We start from the raw sequence: 14,552 nt of genomic DNA, 5'->3' as shown, positions 1-14,552 counted from the left end.
GTCGTTCAAAGTTCGCCCGCGTTCTTTGTAGGGCGTTTCCTGCGCCGCCCCTCCCCGATTCGTAGCGTGAAGCCAAGGCACACCGCCCGAGACTTCTCGAACACGATCCCAAGGGGAACCATGACGACCGCGACCGCACCCGCTCGCAGCGCTGCCAAGACCACGGCGCGCGACCTCGCCCAGATCGCCGTGTTCGCGGCGCTCATCGCCGCGCTCACGCTGCCAGGCGCCATCCCCGTGGGCATCGGCGTGCCGATCACGCTCCAGACCCTCGGCGTCATGCTCGCGGGCGCTGTGCTCGGTGCACGCAAGGGCGCGCTCGCGGTGCTCGTCTACGTCGTGCTGGGCCTCGCGGGTCTCCCGATCCTCGCGGGCGGCGCGGCCGGTCTCGGCGTGCTCGCCGGGCCGACGGGCGGCTTCCTCGTCGCGTTCATCCCGGCGGCGTTCGTCGTCGGCTGGCTCGCGGCACGCATCCCCCCGCGTCTGAAGTTCTTCTCGCTGCTTCTCGCAAGTCTCATCGGCGGCGTCATCGTCGTCTACCTCGTCGGAGTGCCGTGGCTCTCGGTCGCGACAGGCCTGCCGCTCGGCCAGGCGATCGTCGTCGGCGCACTCCCCTTCCTCGTGGGCGACGTCGTCAAGGCCGTCGTCGTCGCGGGCGTCGCGGCGGCCGTGCATCGGGCATGGCCGGGGCTCATCCCGGCACGCGAGTGGCCGTGGGCGAAGCGCGCGGTCCCCTCGACCGAGGCATCCGCCGCAGAATGACCGAGATCGTCTTCGAGCACGTCACCCACCGCTACGACGGGGGCGACGTGCTCGTCGACGTCTCGGTACGGCTCACCGAGCGGCGCATCGGGATCGTCGGCGCCAACGGCTCGGGCAAGTCGACGCTCGCGCGGCTCATCAACGGACTCGTCGAGCCGACCGAGGGCCGCGTCACGGTCGACGGGCTGGATGTCTCGCGGAACGCGCGCGAGGTGCGGCGCCGGGTGGGGTTCGTGTTCACGAACCCCGACACCCAGATCGTCATGCCGACGGTGCGCGAGGACGTCGCGTTCTCGCTCCGCCGGCTGAAGCTCGATGCCGCGGATGCCTCGGCGCGCGTCGATCGTACGCTCGAGCGATTCGGGCTCGCCGAGCTCGCCGACCGGCCGGCGCACCGTCTCTCCGGCGGGCAGAAGCAGCTCCTCGCGCTCGCTGCGGTGCTCGTGTCGGAGCCGTCGATCCTCGTGACCGACGAGCCGACGACCCTCCTCGACGCACGCAACGCCGCGCTCGTCGACCGCCATTTCGCCGCCCTCGACCAGCAGCTCGTGGTCGTCACGCACCGCCTCGAGACGGTCGAGCACTTCGATCGCGTGCTCGTCGTCGACGGCGGGCGCATCGTCGCCGACGGCGCTCCCGCCGAGTCGCTCGCCGCCTACCGCGAGCTCATCGACGCCGTGGAGGCGCCGTGATCGGCACCTACGTCACGGGGCGCTCGATCATCCACCGCATGCCCGCGGGGTGGAAGCTCGTGCTGCTCGCGGCATCCGTCGTCGTCATCGTGGCGCTCCGCCCGTGGTGGGCGACCGCGATCGCGACCGCGGTCGCCCTCGCGCTCTTCGCGGTCGCGCGCGTGCCGACGCGAACCCTCGCACAGCAGCTCGTCCCCGTCGGATGGCTCCTGCTGCTCGCGGTCCCGCTCAACGTCATCTTCCAGGGCTGGGAACAGGCCGCCCTCATCGGGTTCCGCATCGTCGCATGCATCGCCCTCGCCGCCCTCGTGACGCTCACGACGCCCGTGACGGCGATGCTCGACGCCATGCGCGCGGCGCTCCGCCCGTTCGAGCGCTGGATCGACGCCGACCGCGTGGGGCTCGTGCTCGCCATGACGATCCGCGCCGTGCCGCTCATGACCGAGATCGTGCGCGAAGTGCTCGACGCGAGGCGAGCGCGCGGCGTCGAACACTCGCTGCGTGCGGTCGCCGTGCCCGTCGTCGTGCGTGCGCTCCGCACGGCCGAGGGCATGGGCGAGGCGCTCATCGCGCGCGGCGCGGACGACTGAGCATCGACCCGACTCCGCTCACCCGTCGTCCTCGACGCACGCTTTCGCGGCGGCGATGCCGTCGTCGTCGCCCGCGAACCCGATGCCGTTGACCTCGCTGGGCCAGACCGTGAGGATCTGGGCGAGCGGGTCGACCGCGAGGATGGGCTGCGCTTCGGATGCCTCGAGCGAACCCGTGACGAAGGCCGCGGCCCGGGTCGCTCCCTCGGACGCCTCGACCGGTCTGAACGTGACTGCGACGATGTAGGAGCCGTCGGCATGGACGGCCGAAGCCGGGTCGGCCTTCACCGCGGCCCCCGAGACCGGTTCGATGACCCCTCTCGTGGCGGCGCCGGCGATGACGGCGAGAAGCTCGGTCGGCACGTCGAGACACGTCCGACCGACGCCGCCCGAGCATCCGCTGAGACCCGTCGCGGTGAAGATCGCAGCCGCCGCCGCGACCGCGGTCGCGATCGTGCGGCGCGGTGCGCGCACGTCGTGATTCTCCCGCGACTGGCGGTTTCCCGCCAGTGCGAGGTCGAATCGATTCGCTCGTTAAAGATCAGATCTCCATCCGCTTTCAACGACGAGGGCGGTCCCGGAGCCGGTCGACTGAGGCGCGCGCGTCGTCGGCGACGAGGTCGTTGTTGATCGCGATCGCGGCGGCGGATCCCTGTCCGGCCGCGGTGATGACCTGGGCTCTCGGGTCGGATGCGTTGCCTGCGACATACAGACCGGCGACGCTCGTCGCACCGTCGGCGTCGTGGGCGGTCCATCCGCGCTCGTCTCGCTCGCAACCGAGACCGCGCAGAATGGCATCGTTGGGTGCGAGTGTCGGGCGGACGAAAAGGGCCGACCGTGGGATGACCTGGCCGTCTTCGAGTTCGACCCCGCGCAGTGCATCTTCTACGACGCTCACCCGGCGGACCGGTCGCGACTCGACGCCCACCGCGCGAGCGCGAAGCGCCTCGTGCTGCTCGGGCGTCGGAGGCTGGCCGCGCGTGAACAGGATCACGTCGTTCGACCATTGTCGGATCAGGAGCGCGTACGCGATCGCATCTTGATCGCCGCCCAGCACCCCCAGAGCCCGGTCGCGGACTTCATAGCCGTGGCAATACGGACAGTGGAGCACATCGCGGCCCCATCGTTCCGCCAACCCCGGGATGTCCGGGATCTGATCCCGCAGTCCGGTGGTCACCAAAACTCTGCGAGCGAGAATCGAGGTCCCGTCGTCGAGCGTCGCGCGGAATCCTCGGCCGAGGGTCGTGACGGTCCCGGTGATCAGGTCGGCTCCGTAGCCGACGACCTCTTCGCGGCCGAGGGAGAGGAGCTCGGCGGGGGGCAGGCCGTCCCTCGAGAGGTACCCATGCATGTGGGATGCCGGAGCGTTCCGCGGTCGCCCGTCGTCGACGACCGCAACACGGCGCCGGGCCCTCGAGAGGACGAGGGCTGCGCTGAGACCGGCGGCTCCGCCGCCGACGACGAGCACGTCGTATTCGTTCATGGCCCAAGCATCGGCGCCTGAGCGCTCGGACCGCAAAGCCCGTTGCCGTTTCCGGGAACGCCCGTGCACACTGGGCTCGTGGAAGGACCCGAACCCGTCATCCTCACGACGAAGCTTCATGTGCCGCAACCTCGAGCATCGAGCATCACCAGGGCGAGACTGACGCGGCTGTTCGCGAACGACGCGGCCACGGTCACCGTGGTCGCCGCGCCTGCGGGATTCGGGAAGACGACCGCCGTCGTCGAATGGCTCGCATCCGACGACCATCGGGAAAAGGCCGTCGCGTGGCTTTCGCTGGATGCGCGCGACAACGACGCCGCGACCTTCTGGCGGTACGTGGTCGCCGCGATCGAGCTGGCCTCGCCCGGAGCGGTTTCCCTGACACCTCGGGGCGATGGGCACGGGCCCCCGCCGGCGCCCGAGGCTGTCGTGGATCTGCTCATCAATCGTCTGCAATCCGGTCCTCCGATCACGCTGGTCCTCGACGACCTCCACCTCATCGATGACGCGACGGTGCATGACGGCCTGTCGTACCTTGTGGAGCACCTGCCGTCGCAGGTGCATCTCGTGGTCGCCACGCGAGCAGATCCCCCGCTTCCACTCGCTCGACTGCGTGTGAATGGTCGGCTCGGGGAGATCCGCGCCGGCGATCTCCGGTTCACCGAGACGGAGGCCGCCCGATATCTGACCGACATCATGGGGCTCGAGGTGAGCGCCGGGCAGATCGCCGCTCTGGATGAGCGGACCGAAGGCTGGATCGCGGCGCTCCAGTTGGCCGCACTCTCCCTTCGTGGACACGACGACCCAGCCCGATTCATCGCTCGATTCGCGGGGGACGACCGCTATGTCGTCGACTACCTCGTGGAGGAGGTGCTGCAGCAACAGCAGGAGTCGGTCCGCAGATTCCTCCTGCACACATCGATACTCGGGCGGCTGACGGGAGGGCTCTGCGACGCCGTCACGGGTGGCTCCGGAAGCAGCGTGATCCTCGACGAACTGGACCGCGGCAATCTCTTCGTCGTGCCCCTCGACGATCAGCGACTCTGGTACCGGTACCACCATCTCTTCGCCGAGATGCTGCGCGCGCGGCTCGCCGCCGAGGAGCCCGAGCTCTCCCGTGAGCTGCATCTCCGCGCGAGTGGCTGGTATGAGCGAAACGGGCTGATCGAACAGGCGATCGAACACGCGTTCGGCGCGGACGCGTTCGTTCGCGCGGCAGACCTGCTGGAGGCTTCGTCCAACCTGCTCCGCCAGAACAGGCAGGAACTCGCGCTCCTCGCCTGGTTGGAGATGCTTCCGCCGGAAGTGATCGACGCACGGCCTTCGCTCGGTCTCATCTTCGCCGGCACGCTGCTGTCGGCGGGGCGGATCGACCGCGTCGAAGAGCTGCTGAGCGATGTCGAGGCCGCGGATCCGACGGCCTCGGACGAAGCCCGCGCACTTCACGCCGGCATCGCGCTGTACCGCGGCGCTCAGTCGATGGTCGTGGGCGACGGCGCAGCGGCCCTGTCCGCCTCGCAGCGCGCGGTGCAACTCGCCGCCGAAGGCAACGACATCGAGCAGGGAGCTTCGGCGGGTCTGCTGGGGCTCGCCCTGTGGGCTCATGGCAACCTCGACGCGGCCGCCGCGTCCTGGACCGTCGCTCTCGAGCACCTCGAGGCCGCCGGGTATCTCTCCGACGTGATCGGCGGATCGCTCGCGATGGCCGATATCCTCCTCGCGCGGGGACACCTGACCGCGGCCGAAGCCGTCTATCGACACGGCCTGGAGTTGGCGACGCGCTCACAACCGCCGCTGCGCGGGGCGGCCGACATGCACGTCGGGCTGAGCGGGGTGCACTACGAGCGGAACGACCTCGCAGCCGCGCGTGCGGAGCTGCGATCGGCGGAATCGCTCGGGGAGCACTCAGGTCTCCCGCAGAACCGACACCGACGTCGGCTCGCGAGAGCCCGACTCCTGCTCGCGGAGGCGGCTGCGAACGAGGCGATCGAAATGCTCGACGAGGCCGAACGCCTGTATGTGTCGGACATGTTCCCCGACGTGCGGCCGATCGCCGCCGTCCGCGCCCGCGCGCACCTTTCGGCGGGCAGGCCACGCGAGGCTCGGGAATGGGCACGCCGTCGATCGCTCACCCCGGCCGACGCCCTCTCGTACGCCCGCGAGTACGAGCATGCGACGCTTGCCCGCGTGCTCCTGGCGGATCCCACCACGGTGGGCGACGCAGAGGCGCTCGCGACGCGCCTGGTCGACGCCGCACGCGACGCTTCGGACCGTGGGGGCAGCCTCATCGAGCTACTCGTTCTCCTCGCGCTCGCCCGATCCGCGGCGGGCCATGAGGATGCGTCGCTCGATGCGCTCGAAGAGGCCGTGACGCTCGCCGGCGCAGAGGGGTACGTGCGCGTCTTCGTCGACGAAGGCGCTCGGATGTCTCATCTGCTCACCGCGCTCGCGAAACGGGCCACGGGGAATCCCGACGCGCTCAGACTTCTCGGGAGGCGGAGGCGACGGCGACGGCGACGGCGCCGCGAGTCCAACCGACGAGCCTCCCGGCGTCGTCGCTGACAGCGCGCGAGCTCGAGGTTCTTCGACTGCTGGCCTCCGACCTCAGCGGCCCCGAGATCTCCCGCCACCTCTCGGTGTCGCTGAACACCGTCCGCACCCACATCAAGAGCATCTACCTGAAGCTCGAGGTGAGCAGCCGCCGGGCCGCCGTGCGTCGAGCGGCCGAACTGGGGTTCCTGCGCTGAATTCACCCGATCTGGTGATGTCGGCTCACCACATCGGCTCCTACCGTGCCAGGCGTGAACCACTCCGCAGACACCTCTTGCACATATGAGTTCCGCGTGTCGGGACGCCTCGAACCGCGGTGGGCTGCGCACTTCGAGGGGCTGACACTCGCGCCCGGCATCGACGGGACGACATCGCTGCGGGGTGAGCTCACCGATCAGGCCGCCCTCCACGGAGTCCTGCAGCGACTTCGCGATGCCGGCCTGTCCATCATCGCCGTCACTCGACTGGACCCCTGAGTCCGCTCCTCACCTCCTCGCACACGCGTCATTCCCGATGACCGCCGGACCAACCGATCGGAGAAGATCATGACCACCACCGCAGCAACCACACATCGGGGGCGCCGATGCCCCTCCACCGCAGGGCCTCGATCGCCGGAGGCGTGCTCTACCTGCTCACGTTCGTCTCGATCCCGACCTTCGCCCTCTACGACGCGATCAAGGGCGACACCGCTTGGGTCGTCGGCGCCGGGCCGGATGCACCCGTGGTCGTGGGCGGCGTGCTGGAACTGATCGTCGCCCTCGCGTGCATCGGCACCGGCATCGCACTTTATCCGATCATCAAGCTCCACAGCGGCTCCCGGGCTCTCGGTTTCGTGGCCGCGCGCACGTTGGAGGCTGCTGCGATCTTCGCCGGCGTCGTCGCTCTCATGTCGATCGTCACGCTCCGACAGGCCGACCTCGGCCAGGACGCGGTGGTCGCAGGACAGTCGCTCCTCGCCCAGCACACCTGGACGACCTTGTTCGGCCAAGGACTGATCCCGGCTCTCAACGCTTTCCTGCTGGGTTCGATCATGTTCCGCTCGAGGCTGATCCCCCGCGCGCTCCCGGTCTTCGGATTCATCGGCGCACCGATGCTCGTCGTCGCCGATGTCGGAACCCTGTTCGGCGCTTGGGGCCCCGTCTCCCCGGTGGCGGGCGCTGCCGCACTGTTCCTGAGCATCTGGGAGTTCGGGATGGGAGCGTGGCTCGTCGTCCGCGGCTTCAACCTGGACGCGATCCGCAGACTGACCGATCCGGATCACAACGTCGCCCCGGCCGCCCCCGTCGCCTCGGGTGTCGAGGTCGAATCATGAGGGCCGCGATCCACCGGCGATTCGGCGGACCCGACGTCCTCACCGTCGCCGACATCCCCACCCCGGCCCCACGCGCGGGAGAAGTCCTGATCCGCGTCCACGCGAGCACCGTCAGCGCCGCCGACCGCCGGTCGCGGGCGAAAGATGTCCCGGCCGGACTCGCCATCCCCAGCTCGCTCGTGCTCGGCTTCTTCCGACCGCGCCGCCGCGTCCTCGGAATGGACGTCAGCGGCACCGTCGTCGCCGTGGGCCGCGACGTTCGCAGGTTCGCACCTGGCGACGAGGTGATCGCAATGCTCGGAAGCCGCTTCGGCGGTCACGCGGAGTACGTCGTGATCGACTCGCAGGCGGCGGTCACCGCCAGGCCTCGCGGCCTGAGCTTCGAGGATGCCGCGGCCCTCGTTTTCGGCGGGGTCACTGCGCACGCGTTCCTCGACCAAGTCGACGTGCGGCGAGGGACGCGAGCGCTCGTCAACGGCGCCTCCGGTGCCGTCGGCTCTGCGGTGGTCCAGCTCGCCCACGCCCTCGGCGCCCACGTCACCGCGGTCACGAGCGGCGCCAACCGGGCCATGGTCACGGCACTCGGCGCTGACGAGATCATCGACTACCACGTGGACGACTTCACGACCGCCGGACGGTCGTACGACGTGATCGTCGACTGCGTCGGCAACGCACCGGTTCGACGTGTCGGGCACCTCGTCGCGCCCGGGGGCGCCGTGCTGCTCGTCGCCGGAGATCTGCGATCCATGATCGCCGCACGGCGAGACGAGAAGCGCCTCGGCATCACGGTCGTCACCGCTCCCGGCCCCTACCGGGCGGAAGATCTCGGCCACCTCGTGGAACTCGCCGAAGCCGGCGTCTTGCGACCGATCGTCGACCGCACCTACTCGCTCGACGCGGTCGCCGACGCCCACCGATACGTCGACGGCGGCCGCAAGCGCGGCAGCGTCGTGCTGTCCATGACCACCACCGCACCGGAGATCCGATGAGCACCTCGACCGACCTGAAGGCGAGCCCGCTCCGCCTGACCGGCACGCTGCAGGCCGGACTGTCTCGCTGGCTGTGGCTCGCCAAGATGCTCCTGGCGATTCCCCACTTCGTCATCCTCGCGGCCCTCTGGCTCTGGTTCATCGCCACTACCCCGATCGCCGGGATCGCGATCCTCGCCACCGGCCGCTACCCGCGGCGGCTGTTCGAGATCAACACCGGAATCCTGCGCTGGAACTGGCGAGTCGGCTTCTACGTGTACGCGGCTCTCGGCACCGACGACTACCCGCCGTTCACGGCCCGGCGGACGAGCTACCCGGCGACGCTGGAGATCGAGTACGCCGATCGGCTCTCGCGCCCTGCAGTCCTCGTCAAGGCGCTCCTCGCGCTCCCCCAGATCGCGATCGTCGCGCTGTTGGGAGCAGACATCTTCCTCTACCCGATTCCGGCGCTCAACGAGCTCAGCACGGGACCGCTCCCCCTCGGCGGCTACTCGATCCTCAACCTGCTGGTGGTCGTCGCCGGATTCCTCCTGCTGGTCACGGGACGGTACCCGACCGGCTACTTCGACTTCCTCGTCGGCATCAGCAGGTGGATGTACCGGGTCCTGATCTACCTGGCGCTCATGACCGACGAGTACCCGCCGTTCCGACTCGACGCCGGCGGCGACGAGCCCGACCATGCGACCTCGCTTCCCGCCGCAGCAAGTAGGACGGCATGAGCACGGCGTCACCGCCTGCGCCCATCCTGCGCACCCCGATCACCACGCGTCGCCTCGTCATCCGCCCGGGCACGTGCCGTGATGCGGGCGCGACCTGGGCGTACCGACGTCTCGAGACGGTGAACGAGTGGCTCGGCGGAACACCCGCCACCTTCGAGGAGTACCGCGACCTCTTCACCGAGCCCGATCGGCTTGCCGACACCGTCATCGTGGAGCTCGACGACCGGCACGGAGGTGGGGTCATCGGAGATTTCATGGTGCGAGGAGCGGATGCCTGGGCCCAGCAGGATGTCGCGGAGCTGGCGCGGCGAAGCCAGGTGGAACTGGGCTGGGTGCTCGACCCGGCGCACGAGGGCCGCGGCTACGCGACCGAGGCCGTGCAAGCGCTCATCCGGTACTGCTTCGACGAACTCGCCATTCGACGCATCGTCGCGACCAGCTTCCTCGACAACGAGCGGTCGTGGCGCCTGATGGAACGAGCCGGCATGCGCCGCGAACTCCACGCCGTCGGAGACGCGCTGCATCGCTCCGGTCGGTGGCTCGACAGCGTCGGATACGCCATCCTCCGCGAGGAGTCGGGGCAGGGAGCCGCCGACAACGAACAAGCCCCGGCAGAATGATCTGCCGGGGCTTCGTGGTGCACCCCCAGGGACTTGAACCCTGAACCCACTGATTAAGAGTCAGTTGCTCTGCCGATTGAGCTAGAGGTGCATGGCCTCGGAATCTTGCGTTCCGAACCGAGGCACTACGTTATCAGAGCATTCGCGCCAATGCGAAATCGGGGCGCGAAGCGCGGTGAACGCCGAGCGGCCGGCCGCCTGCCGATCGGTGAACTTCCCCCGAATGCCGGCACATCCGCGCCCACAAGGTCGTCAAGCGAGGCATCCGGGCACCTCGCGACGCGTACGCTGAACCTCATGCCCGCGCCCTTCGCCGACGACCTCGCCCTCGCCCTCGCCCTCGCCGATCGCGCCGATGCGATCTCGCTCGCGCGCTTCCGCGCGGTCGATCTCGAGGTGTCGACGAAGCCCGACCGCACACCCGTGACCGAAGCCGATCTCGCGGTCGAGCGCGCACTGCGCGACGGGCTCGCCGAGGCGCGGCCGGGCGACAGCGTGCTCGGCGAGGAGTTCGGCGTCGAGGGCGATTCGGACCGGCAGTGGATCATCGACCCGATCGACGGCACCTCGAACTTCCTGCGCGGCGTGCCCGTGTGGGGCACGCTCATCGCGCTCGCGGTCGACGGCGAGCCGGTCGTCGGCGTCGCCTCCTCCCCCGCGCTCGGGCGGCGTTGGTGGGCGTCGCGCGGCGAAGGCGCGTGGACGACGGATGCTCCGGGCACGACGTCTGCAGACGCGAACGACAGCGACGGAGCGACCCCGGCGACGACGGCTCCCCGCCGTATCGGCGTCTCGCGCGTCGAAGACCTGGCCGATGCATCCCTCAGCTTCCAGAGCCTCGCGCAGTGGCGCGAGGCCGGCTACCTCGACCGTCTGCTGCCGCTCTCCGAGCGCGTGTGGCGCGACCGCGCCTACGGCGACCTGTGGTCGTACATGCTCCTCGCCGAAGGGCTCGTCGACATCGTCGCCGAGTTCGACGTCAAGACGTACGACCTCGCGGCGCTCATCCCCATCGTCGAAGAGGCGGGCGGGCGATTCACGTCGGTCGAGGGCGAACCGGGCCCGTCGAACGGCAACGCGCTCGCGACGAACGGCCTGCTGCACGACGCCGTGCTCGACGCACTCCGCTGAGTCGCCCATCGTCTGCGGCGGTAACACGTCCGCCGGATTGCATAGGGTGGAACGATGGAGATCGGCGTCTATGGAATCATCGCGGTCGCCGTCATCGTCGCGGTCGCGGCCTTCTCGAAGAAGCTCGGCATCGCGGCGCCGATCATCCTCGTGCTCGTCGGCGTCGGCCTCTCGTACCTGCCGGGCGTTCCCGACATCGAGGTGCCGCACGAGATCATCCTCGACGGACTGCTGCCGCCGATCCTCTACGCGGCCGCGATCAGCGTGCCCGTCATCGACTTCCGCCGGAACCTGGCGCCGATCGCGAGCCTCTCGGTCGCGCTCGTCATCATCACGGCATTCGCGGTCGGGTTCCTGCTCTTCACGCTCCTGCCCGAGCTGAGCCTGCCCGCCGCCGTCGCGCTCGGCGCGATCATCAGTCCGCCCGACGCCGTCGCCGCGACCTCCATCGGCCGACGACTGGGCCTGCCGCCGCGCCTCTTGACGGTGCTCGAGGGCGAAGGGCTCGTGAACGACGCGACGGCGCTCGTGCTGCTCCGCACGGCCGTCGCGGCCGCCGCGGGCGCGCTCGCGACGCCGTTCGCGGGCGTGCTCGACTTCTCGTACGCGGTCGTCGTCGCGGTGGCGGTCGGCCTCGTCGTGGGCTTCGTGACGGTGTGGGTGCGATCGAAGCTCGACGATCCCGTGCTCGACACGGCGCTCTCGCTCGCGGTGCCCTTCGTGGCGTTCATGCCCGCCGAGGCCTTCCACGCCTCCGGCGTGCTCGCGGTCGTCGTGGCAGGCCTCTACACAGGGCACGCGGCTCCTCGCGCGTTCTCGCCGCAGTCGCGCATCAGCGACAAGATCAACTGGCGCACGATCCAGTTCCTGCTCGAGAACGGTGTCTTCCTCCTCATCGGCCTCGAGATCCGCACCCTCATCGAGCACGTCGACCCCACCGTGCTGGGCGTCGCCGACTCGATCGGCCTCGGACTCATCGCGACCCTCGCGCTCATCGTCGTGCGGTACGCCTGGATCGGCCCGCTCGTCTACGCCCTCGGCCGCCGCGAGGAGCGCAACGAGAAGCGCACGTATCGCGCCCTGCTCGCGCTCTACTACTTCCGCAGCCATCCGGTCGACACCCCGCGGCAGGCGAAGTTCCGCGACCGCCTCGAACGCGACTACGGTCGCCGTCGCGCCGACCTCGAACGGCAACGCCAAGAGCAGATCGACTGGCGAGGCGGGGTCATCCTCGGCTGGTCGGGCATGCGGGGGGTCGTGACGCTCGCGGCGGCGCAGTCGTTGCCCGAGAGCACGCCGTACCGTCCGCAGTTGATCCTCATCGCCTTCACGGTCGCGGTCGCGAGCATCGTCGTGCAGGGCGGCACGCTGCCCTGGCTCATCCGACTCTTGAAGGTCGAGGGCGTCAACGCCACCGAAGATCGGAAGGAGCTCGCCGGCCTTCTCGAGACGCTCAGCAACGCCGGCCTCGACGCGATCGACGACATCGAGTCGGAGCGCGAGCTCAGCGATGATCCCATCGACCCCGACGTGATCGAACGGGTGCGCCAGTCATCGTTCATGCGCACCGAAGCGGCTTGGGAACGCAGCCAGAGTCCGCGAGCGGTCGGCGAGAAGCCTCACCAGTTGTTCCGCGATCTGCGCCTCGCAGTCGTCGCCGCGGAGCGCGAGCGGCTCATCGAGTTCACCTCGCAAGGCACCTACTCCTCGCGCGCGATCGCCGAGGCGCAGGCGCTCCTCGACCTCGAGGAGACGCGGCTCTCGCGCCGGCCCGGCGAGCACTAGCTGGCGGCGCACGGCGCACGGCGCAGCCGCGAGCGACTCGCGGCCGTTGCCTCAGCGGACGAGCCGGTGCCGCCCGAGCGGAATGACCATGGGCGTCCCGCTCCGCGGGTCTTCGATGACGTCGCACGCGAGCGAGAAGACGTCGTCGACAAGTTGGGCGGTCACGATGTCGTTCGGCGCGCCCTCGGCGGCGATGCGGCCGTCCTTCATGGCGATGAGGTGATCGGCGTATCGGCACGCGAGTCCGAGTTCGTGGAGCACCATGACGACGGTCGTGCCGCGGTCGCGGTTGAGGTCGGCGAGGAGGTCGAGGACCTCGATCTGGTAATTGACGTCGAGGTAGGTCGTCGGTTCGTCGAGCAACAGGATGTCGGTCTCCTGCGCGAGCGCCATCGCGATCCACACGCGCTGGCGTTGTCCGCCTGAGAGTTCGTCGACGCGTCGGGAGACGAGGTCGGCGGTGCCTGTGGCCTCGAGGGCGGCGTCGACTGCGGCCTCGTCGGCCTCGGTCCAACGGCGGAACCAGCCCTGGTGCGGGTAGCGGCCGCGACCGACGAGGTCGCCGACGGTGATGCCGTCGGGGGCGATGGGCGCCTGCGGCAGCAGGCCGATGACGCGCGCGGCGTCGCCCGAGCGCATGGCGTGAACCGAGGCGCCGTCGAGCAGCACGCTTCCCGAACGCGGCGTCATGAGTCGCGCGATGCCCCGGAGCAGCGTCGACTTGCCCGAAGCGTTCGCGCCGATGATCGCCGTGACCTTGCCCGACGGGATCTCGGTCGACAGGTCATGCACGATGTCGACGCCGTCGTAGCCGAGGGTGAGGTCGACGGTTTCCAGCGTGCGCTCGGTCATCGCCGGGCTCCTCTGCGGTCGGATCGGATGAGCAGCCATGCGATGTAGGGCGCTCCGACGAGGCCGGTGACGATGCCCGTCGAGATGGGGGTCGGCAGTGCGTGCTGGGCGATCAGGTCGGCCGCGGTCACGAGGATGGCGCCGACGAGGGCGGATGCGACGACGCGTGCGCCGCCCGTGCCGAGCAGGCGCTCGGCGATCGGGCCGGCCATGAGGGCGACGAACGCGATGGGGCCGGCTGCGGCGGTCGCGGCGGCGACCAGGACGACGGATGCGCCGAGCACGAGCGCCGTCGCGGCCTGCGGCCGGAGGCCGAGCCCGCGGGCGGCGTCGGTGCCGAGTTCGAGCACGCCGCTCGCCCGGCCGATGACGGCGAGGAGCGGGACGAGCGCGAGCACGGCGAGGACGAGCGCGGTCAGGACTTCGGGCCCGGCGAGTCCGACCGATCCGACGAGCCAGGTTATCGCCGCGCGCGCGTCGGAGATCTCGGCGCGCGTGAGCAGATATCCCGTGATCGACTCGAGGAGGGCCGCGACGCCGATCCCGACGAGCACGAACCGGTTGCCGGCCACTCCTCGGCGCCACGCGAGCAGGTACACGACGATCGCGGTCGCGAGTCCGCCGACGACGGCCGCCGCGGGGAGCAGGAGCCCGCCCGCGGACGTGAAGACGATCGCGGCGACGGCCGCCGTGCTCGCACCGGCCGAGATGCCGATCATGTCGGGCGCCGCGAGGGGGTTCCGCAGCAGCCGCTGGAAGACGATGCCGGCGGCACCGAGCGCGAGGCCGACGAACACGGCGGTGAGGGCGCGCGGCAGGCGAAGTTCGCGCACGACGAAGACGGCGGATGCCTCGGCCGGCAGGCCGAGCGTCGCCGCGACCACCGAACCGGCGTCGAGCACGTAGCTGCCGAGCATCATCGAGACGACGAACCCGACGGCGACGGCGACGGCGAGCGCCGAGGTGACGAGGATCGAGCGTGCGCTGCGGGCTCGGCGGTCGCCGCGGAATGCGCCCGTCGACGAGCGGGGCGCGGTCGAGACATCCGGACTCGCGGTCGTCGTCAT

General features: G+C 70.0%; 16 protein-coding genes and 1 tRNA gene. 12 read left to right on the top strand and 5 right to left on the bottom strand.

Translation table 11 applies throughout. The annotated features are described in order from the left end of the window. Window positions 1–120: 120 nt before the first annotated feature. Genes ET445_RS10370 through ET445_RS10360 form a run of 3 tightly spaced genes read left to right on the top strand, consistent with a single transcriptional unit; the run spans window position 121 to window position 2,044 of the window. A complete protein-coding gene (locus ET445_RS10370) occupies window positions 121–762 on the top strand; it encodes a biotin transporter BioY (protein WP_129191165.1) in 642 nt (213 codons plus the stop codon). After that, window positions 759–1,454: an energy-coupling factor ABC transporter ATP-binding protein gene (locus ET445_RS10365; protein ID WP_129191164.1), complete on the top strand. Its 696-nt coding sequence runs from the start codon at window positions 759–761 to the stop codon at window positions 1,452–1,454. Before ET445_RS10370 ends, ET445_RS10365 begins: the two co-directional genes overlap by 4 nt. Next, complete coding sequence (locus ET445_RS10360; RefSeq protein WP_129191163.1) at window positions 1,451–2,044, top strand: energy-coupling factor transporter transmembrane component T family protein; 594 nt, start codon at window positions 1,451–1,453, stop codon at window positions 2,042–2,044. The genes ET445_RS10365 and ET445_RS10360 overlap by 4 nt, the downstream gene beginning before the upstream one ends. An 18-nt stretch (window positions 2,045–2,062) precedes the next feature. Here the strand turns inward: ET445_RS10360 and ET445_RS10355 are convergent, their stop codons facing one another. Both ET445_RS10355 and ET445_RS10350 read right to left on the bottom strand, forming a co-directional pair. Next, entirely contained in the window at window positions 2,063–2,518 is a 456-nt protein-coding gene (locus tag ET445_RS10355; protein WP_129191162.1) for a hypothetical protein, read from the bottom strand. An 85-nt stretch (window positions 2,519–2,603) separates the two neighbouring features. After that, on the bottom strand, window positions 2,604–3,527 hold the full coding sequence (locus tag ET445_RS10350; protein WP_129191161.1) for an NAD(P)/FAD-dependent oxidoreductase: 924 nt from the start codon (window positions 3,525–3,527) through the stop codon (window positions 2,604–2,606). A gap of 78 nt (window positions 3,528–3,605) precedes the next feature. Here ET445_RS10350 and ET445_RS10345 point away from each other — a divergent pair, with 78 nt between their 5' ends. The 7 genes from ET445_RS10345 (at window position 3,606) to ET445_RS10315 (ending at window position 9,717) form a co-directional block, all read left to right on the top strand. Further along, a complete protein-coding gene (locus ET445_RS10345) occupies window positions 3,606–6,089 on the top strand; it encodes a winged helix-turn-helix domain-containing protein (protein ID WP_129191160.1) in 2,484 nt (827 codons plus the stop codon). After that, the gene (locus ET445_RS10340) at window positions 6,086–6,274 is read left to right on the top strand and encodes a response regulator transcription factor (RefSeq protein ID WP_129191159.1); all 189 of its coding nucleotides are present in this window, start codon (window positions 6,086–6,088) and stop codon (window positions 6,272–6,274) included. The genes ET445_RS10345 and ET445_RS10340 overlap by 4 nt, the downstream gene beginning before the upstream one ends. Window positions 6,275–6,328: 54 nt before the next feature. Continuing rightward, complete coding sequence (locus ET445_RS10335) at window positions 6,329–6,553, top strand: hypothetical protein (RefSeq protein WP_129191158.1); 225 nt, start codon at window positions 6,329–6,331, stop codon at window positions 6,551–6,553. A 107-nt stretch (window positions 6,554–6,660) separates the two neighbouring features. Beyond that, window positions 6,661–7,389 (top strand): DUF4386 domain-containing protein, encoded by a 729-nt coding sequence (locus tag ET445_RS10330; RefSeq protein ID WP_129191157.1) that lies wholly within the window; start codon window positions 6,661–6,663, stop codon window positions 7,387–7,389. After that, on the top strand, window positions 7,386–8,378 hold the full coding sequence (locus tag ET445_RS10325; RefSeq protein ID WP_129191156.1) for an NAD(P)-dependent alcohol dehydrogenase: 993 nt from the start codon (window positions 7,386–7,388) through the stop codon (window positions 8,376–8,378). Before ET445_RS10330 ends, ET445_RS10325 begins: the two co-directional genes overlap by 4 nt. Continuing rightward, window positions 8,375–9,097: a DUF4389 domain-containing protein gene (locus ET445_RS10320; RefSeq protein WP_129191155.1), complete on the top strand. Its 723-nt coding sequence runs from the start codon at window positions 8,375–8,377 to the stop codon at window positions 9,095–9,097. The genes ET445_RS10325 and ET445_RS10320 overlap by 4 nt, the downstream gene beginning before the upstream one ends. Then, window positions 9,094–9,717: a GNAT family N-acetyltransferase gene (locus tag ET445_RS10315; protein ID WP_129191154.1), complete on the top strand. Its 624-nt coding sequence runs from the start codon at window positions 9,094–9,096 to the stop codon at window positions 9,715–9,717. The genes ET445_RS10320 and ET445_RS10315 overlap by 4 nt, the downstream gene beginning before the upstream one ends. Before the next feature lie 15 nt (window positions 9,718–9,732). On the opposite strand, the gene ET445_RS10310 is transcribed toward ET445_RS10315, so the two are convergent. After that, a tRNA-Lys gene (locus ET445_RS10310) sits at window positions 9,733–9,808 on the bottom strand. 206 nt (window positions 9,809–10,014) lie between these two features. Between ET445_RS10310 and ET445_RS10305 the strand changes: the two genes are divergently transcribed. Together ET445_RS10305 and ET445_RS10300 are read left to right on the top strand one after the other, a co-directional pair. Further along, window positions 10,015–10,848 (top strand): inositol monophosphatase family protein, encoded by an 834-nt coding sequence (locus ET445_RS10305; RefSeq protein WP_129191153.1) that lies wholly within the window; start codon window positions 10,015–10,017, stop codon window positions 10,846–10,848. Between the two features lie 54 nt (window positions 10,849–10,902). Then, window positions 10,903–12,633 carry a cation:proton antiporter gene (locus tag ET445_RS10300; RefSeq protein WP_129191152.1) on the top strand — a complete coding sequence of 577 codons (1,731 nt, stop codon included), beginning with the start codon at window positions 10,903–10,905 and terminating at the stop codon, window positions 12,631–12,633. A 51-nt stretch (window positions 12,634–12,684) separates the two neighbouring features. On the opposite strand, the gene ET445_RS10295 is transcribed toward ET445_RS10300, so the two are convergent. Together ET445_RS10295 and ET445_RS10290 are read right to left on the bottom strand one after the other, a co-directional pair. Next, window positions 12,685–13,485, bottom strand: coding sequence for an ABC transporter ATP-binding protein (locus tag ET445_RS10295; RefSeq protein WP_129191151.1), 801 nt, complete (start codon window positions 13,483–13,485; stop codon window positions 12,685–12,687). After that, window positions 13,482–14,552, bottom strand: a complete 1,071-nt coding sequence (locus tag ET445_RS10290) for a FecCD family ABC transporter permease (RefSeq protein WP_129191150.1) — start codon at window positions 14,550–14,552, stop codon at window positions 13,482–13,484. Before ET445_RS10290 ends, ET445_RS10295 begins: the two co-directional genes overlap by 4 nt.

Source organism: Agromyces protaetiae (genome assembly GCF_004135405.1).
Classification (GTDB): domain Bacteria; phylum Actinomycetota; class Actinomycetes; order Actinomycetales; family Microbacteriaceae; genus Agromyces; species Agromyces protaetiae.
This window is presented reverse-complemented; position numbering and strand designations above follow the sequence as displayed.

Bases quoted from the DNA above. Each gene is read 5' to 3' on its own strand.
- ET445_RS10370 (WP_129191165.1), top strand. From the start codon at position 121: ATGACGACCGCGACCGCACCCGCTCGCAGCGCTGCCAAGACCACGGCG.
- ET445_RS10320 (WP_129191155.1), top strand. From the start codon at position 8,375: ATGAGCACCTCGACCGACCTGAAGGCGAGCCCGCTCCGCCTGACCGGC.
- ET445_RS10325 (WP_129191156.1), top strand. From the start codon at position 7,386: ATGAGGGCCGCGATCCACCGGCGATTCGGCGGACCCGACGTCCTCACC.
- ET445_RS10350 (WP_129191161.1), bottom strand. From the start codon at position 3,527: ATGAACGAATACGACGTGCTCGTCGTCGGCGGCGGAGCCGCCGGTCTC.
- ET445_RS10330 (WP_129191157.1), top strand. From the start codon at position 6,661: ATGCCCCTCCACCGCAGGGCCTCGATCGCCGGAGGCGTGCTCTACCTG.
- ET445_RS10315 (WP_129191154.1), top strand. From the start codon at position 9,094: ATGAGCACGGCGTCACCGCCTGCGCCCATCCTGCGCACCCCGATCACC.
- ET445_RS10295 (WP_129191151.1), bottom strand. From the start codon at position 13,485: ATGACCGAGCGCACGCTGGAAACCGTCGACCTCACCCTCGGCTACGAC.
- ET445_RS10290 (WP_129191150.1), bottom strand. From the start codon at position 14,552: ATGACGACGACCGCGAGTCCGGATGTCTCGACCGCGCCCCGCTCGTCG.
- ET445_RS10305 (WP_129191153.1), top strand. From the start codon at position 10,015: ATGCCCGCGCCCTTCGCCGACGACCTCGCCCTCGCCCTCGCCCTCGCC.
- ET445_RS10300 (WP_129191152.1), top strand. From the start codon at position 10,903: ATGGAGATCGGCGTCTATGGAATCATCGCGGTCGCCGTCATCGTCGCG.
- ET445_RS10365 (WP_129191164.1), top strand. From the start codon at position 759: ATGACCGAGATCGTCTTCGAGCACGTCACCCACCGCTACGACGGGGGC.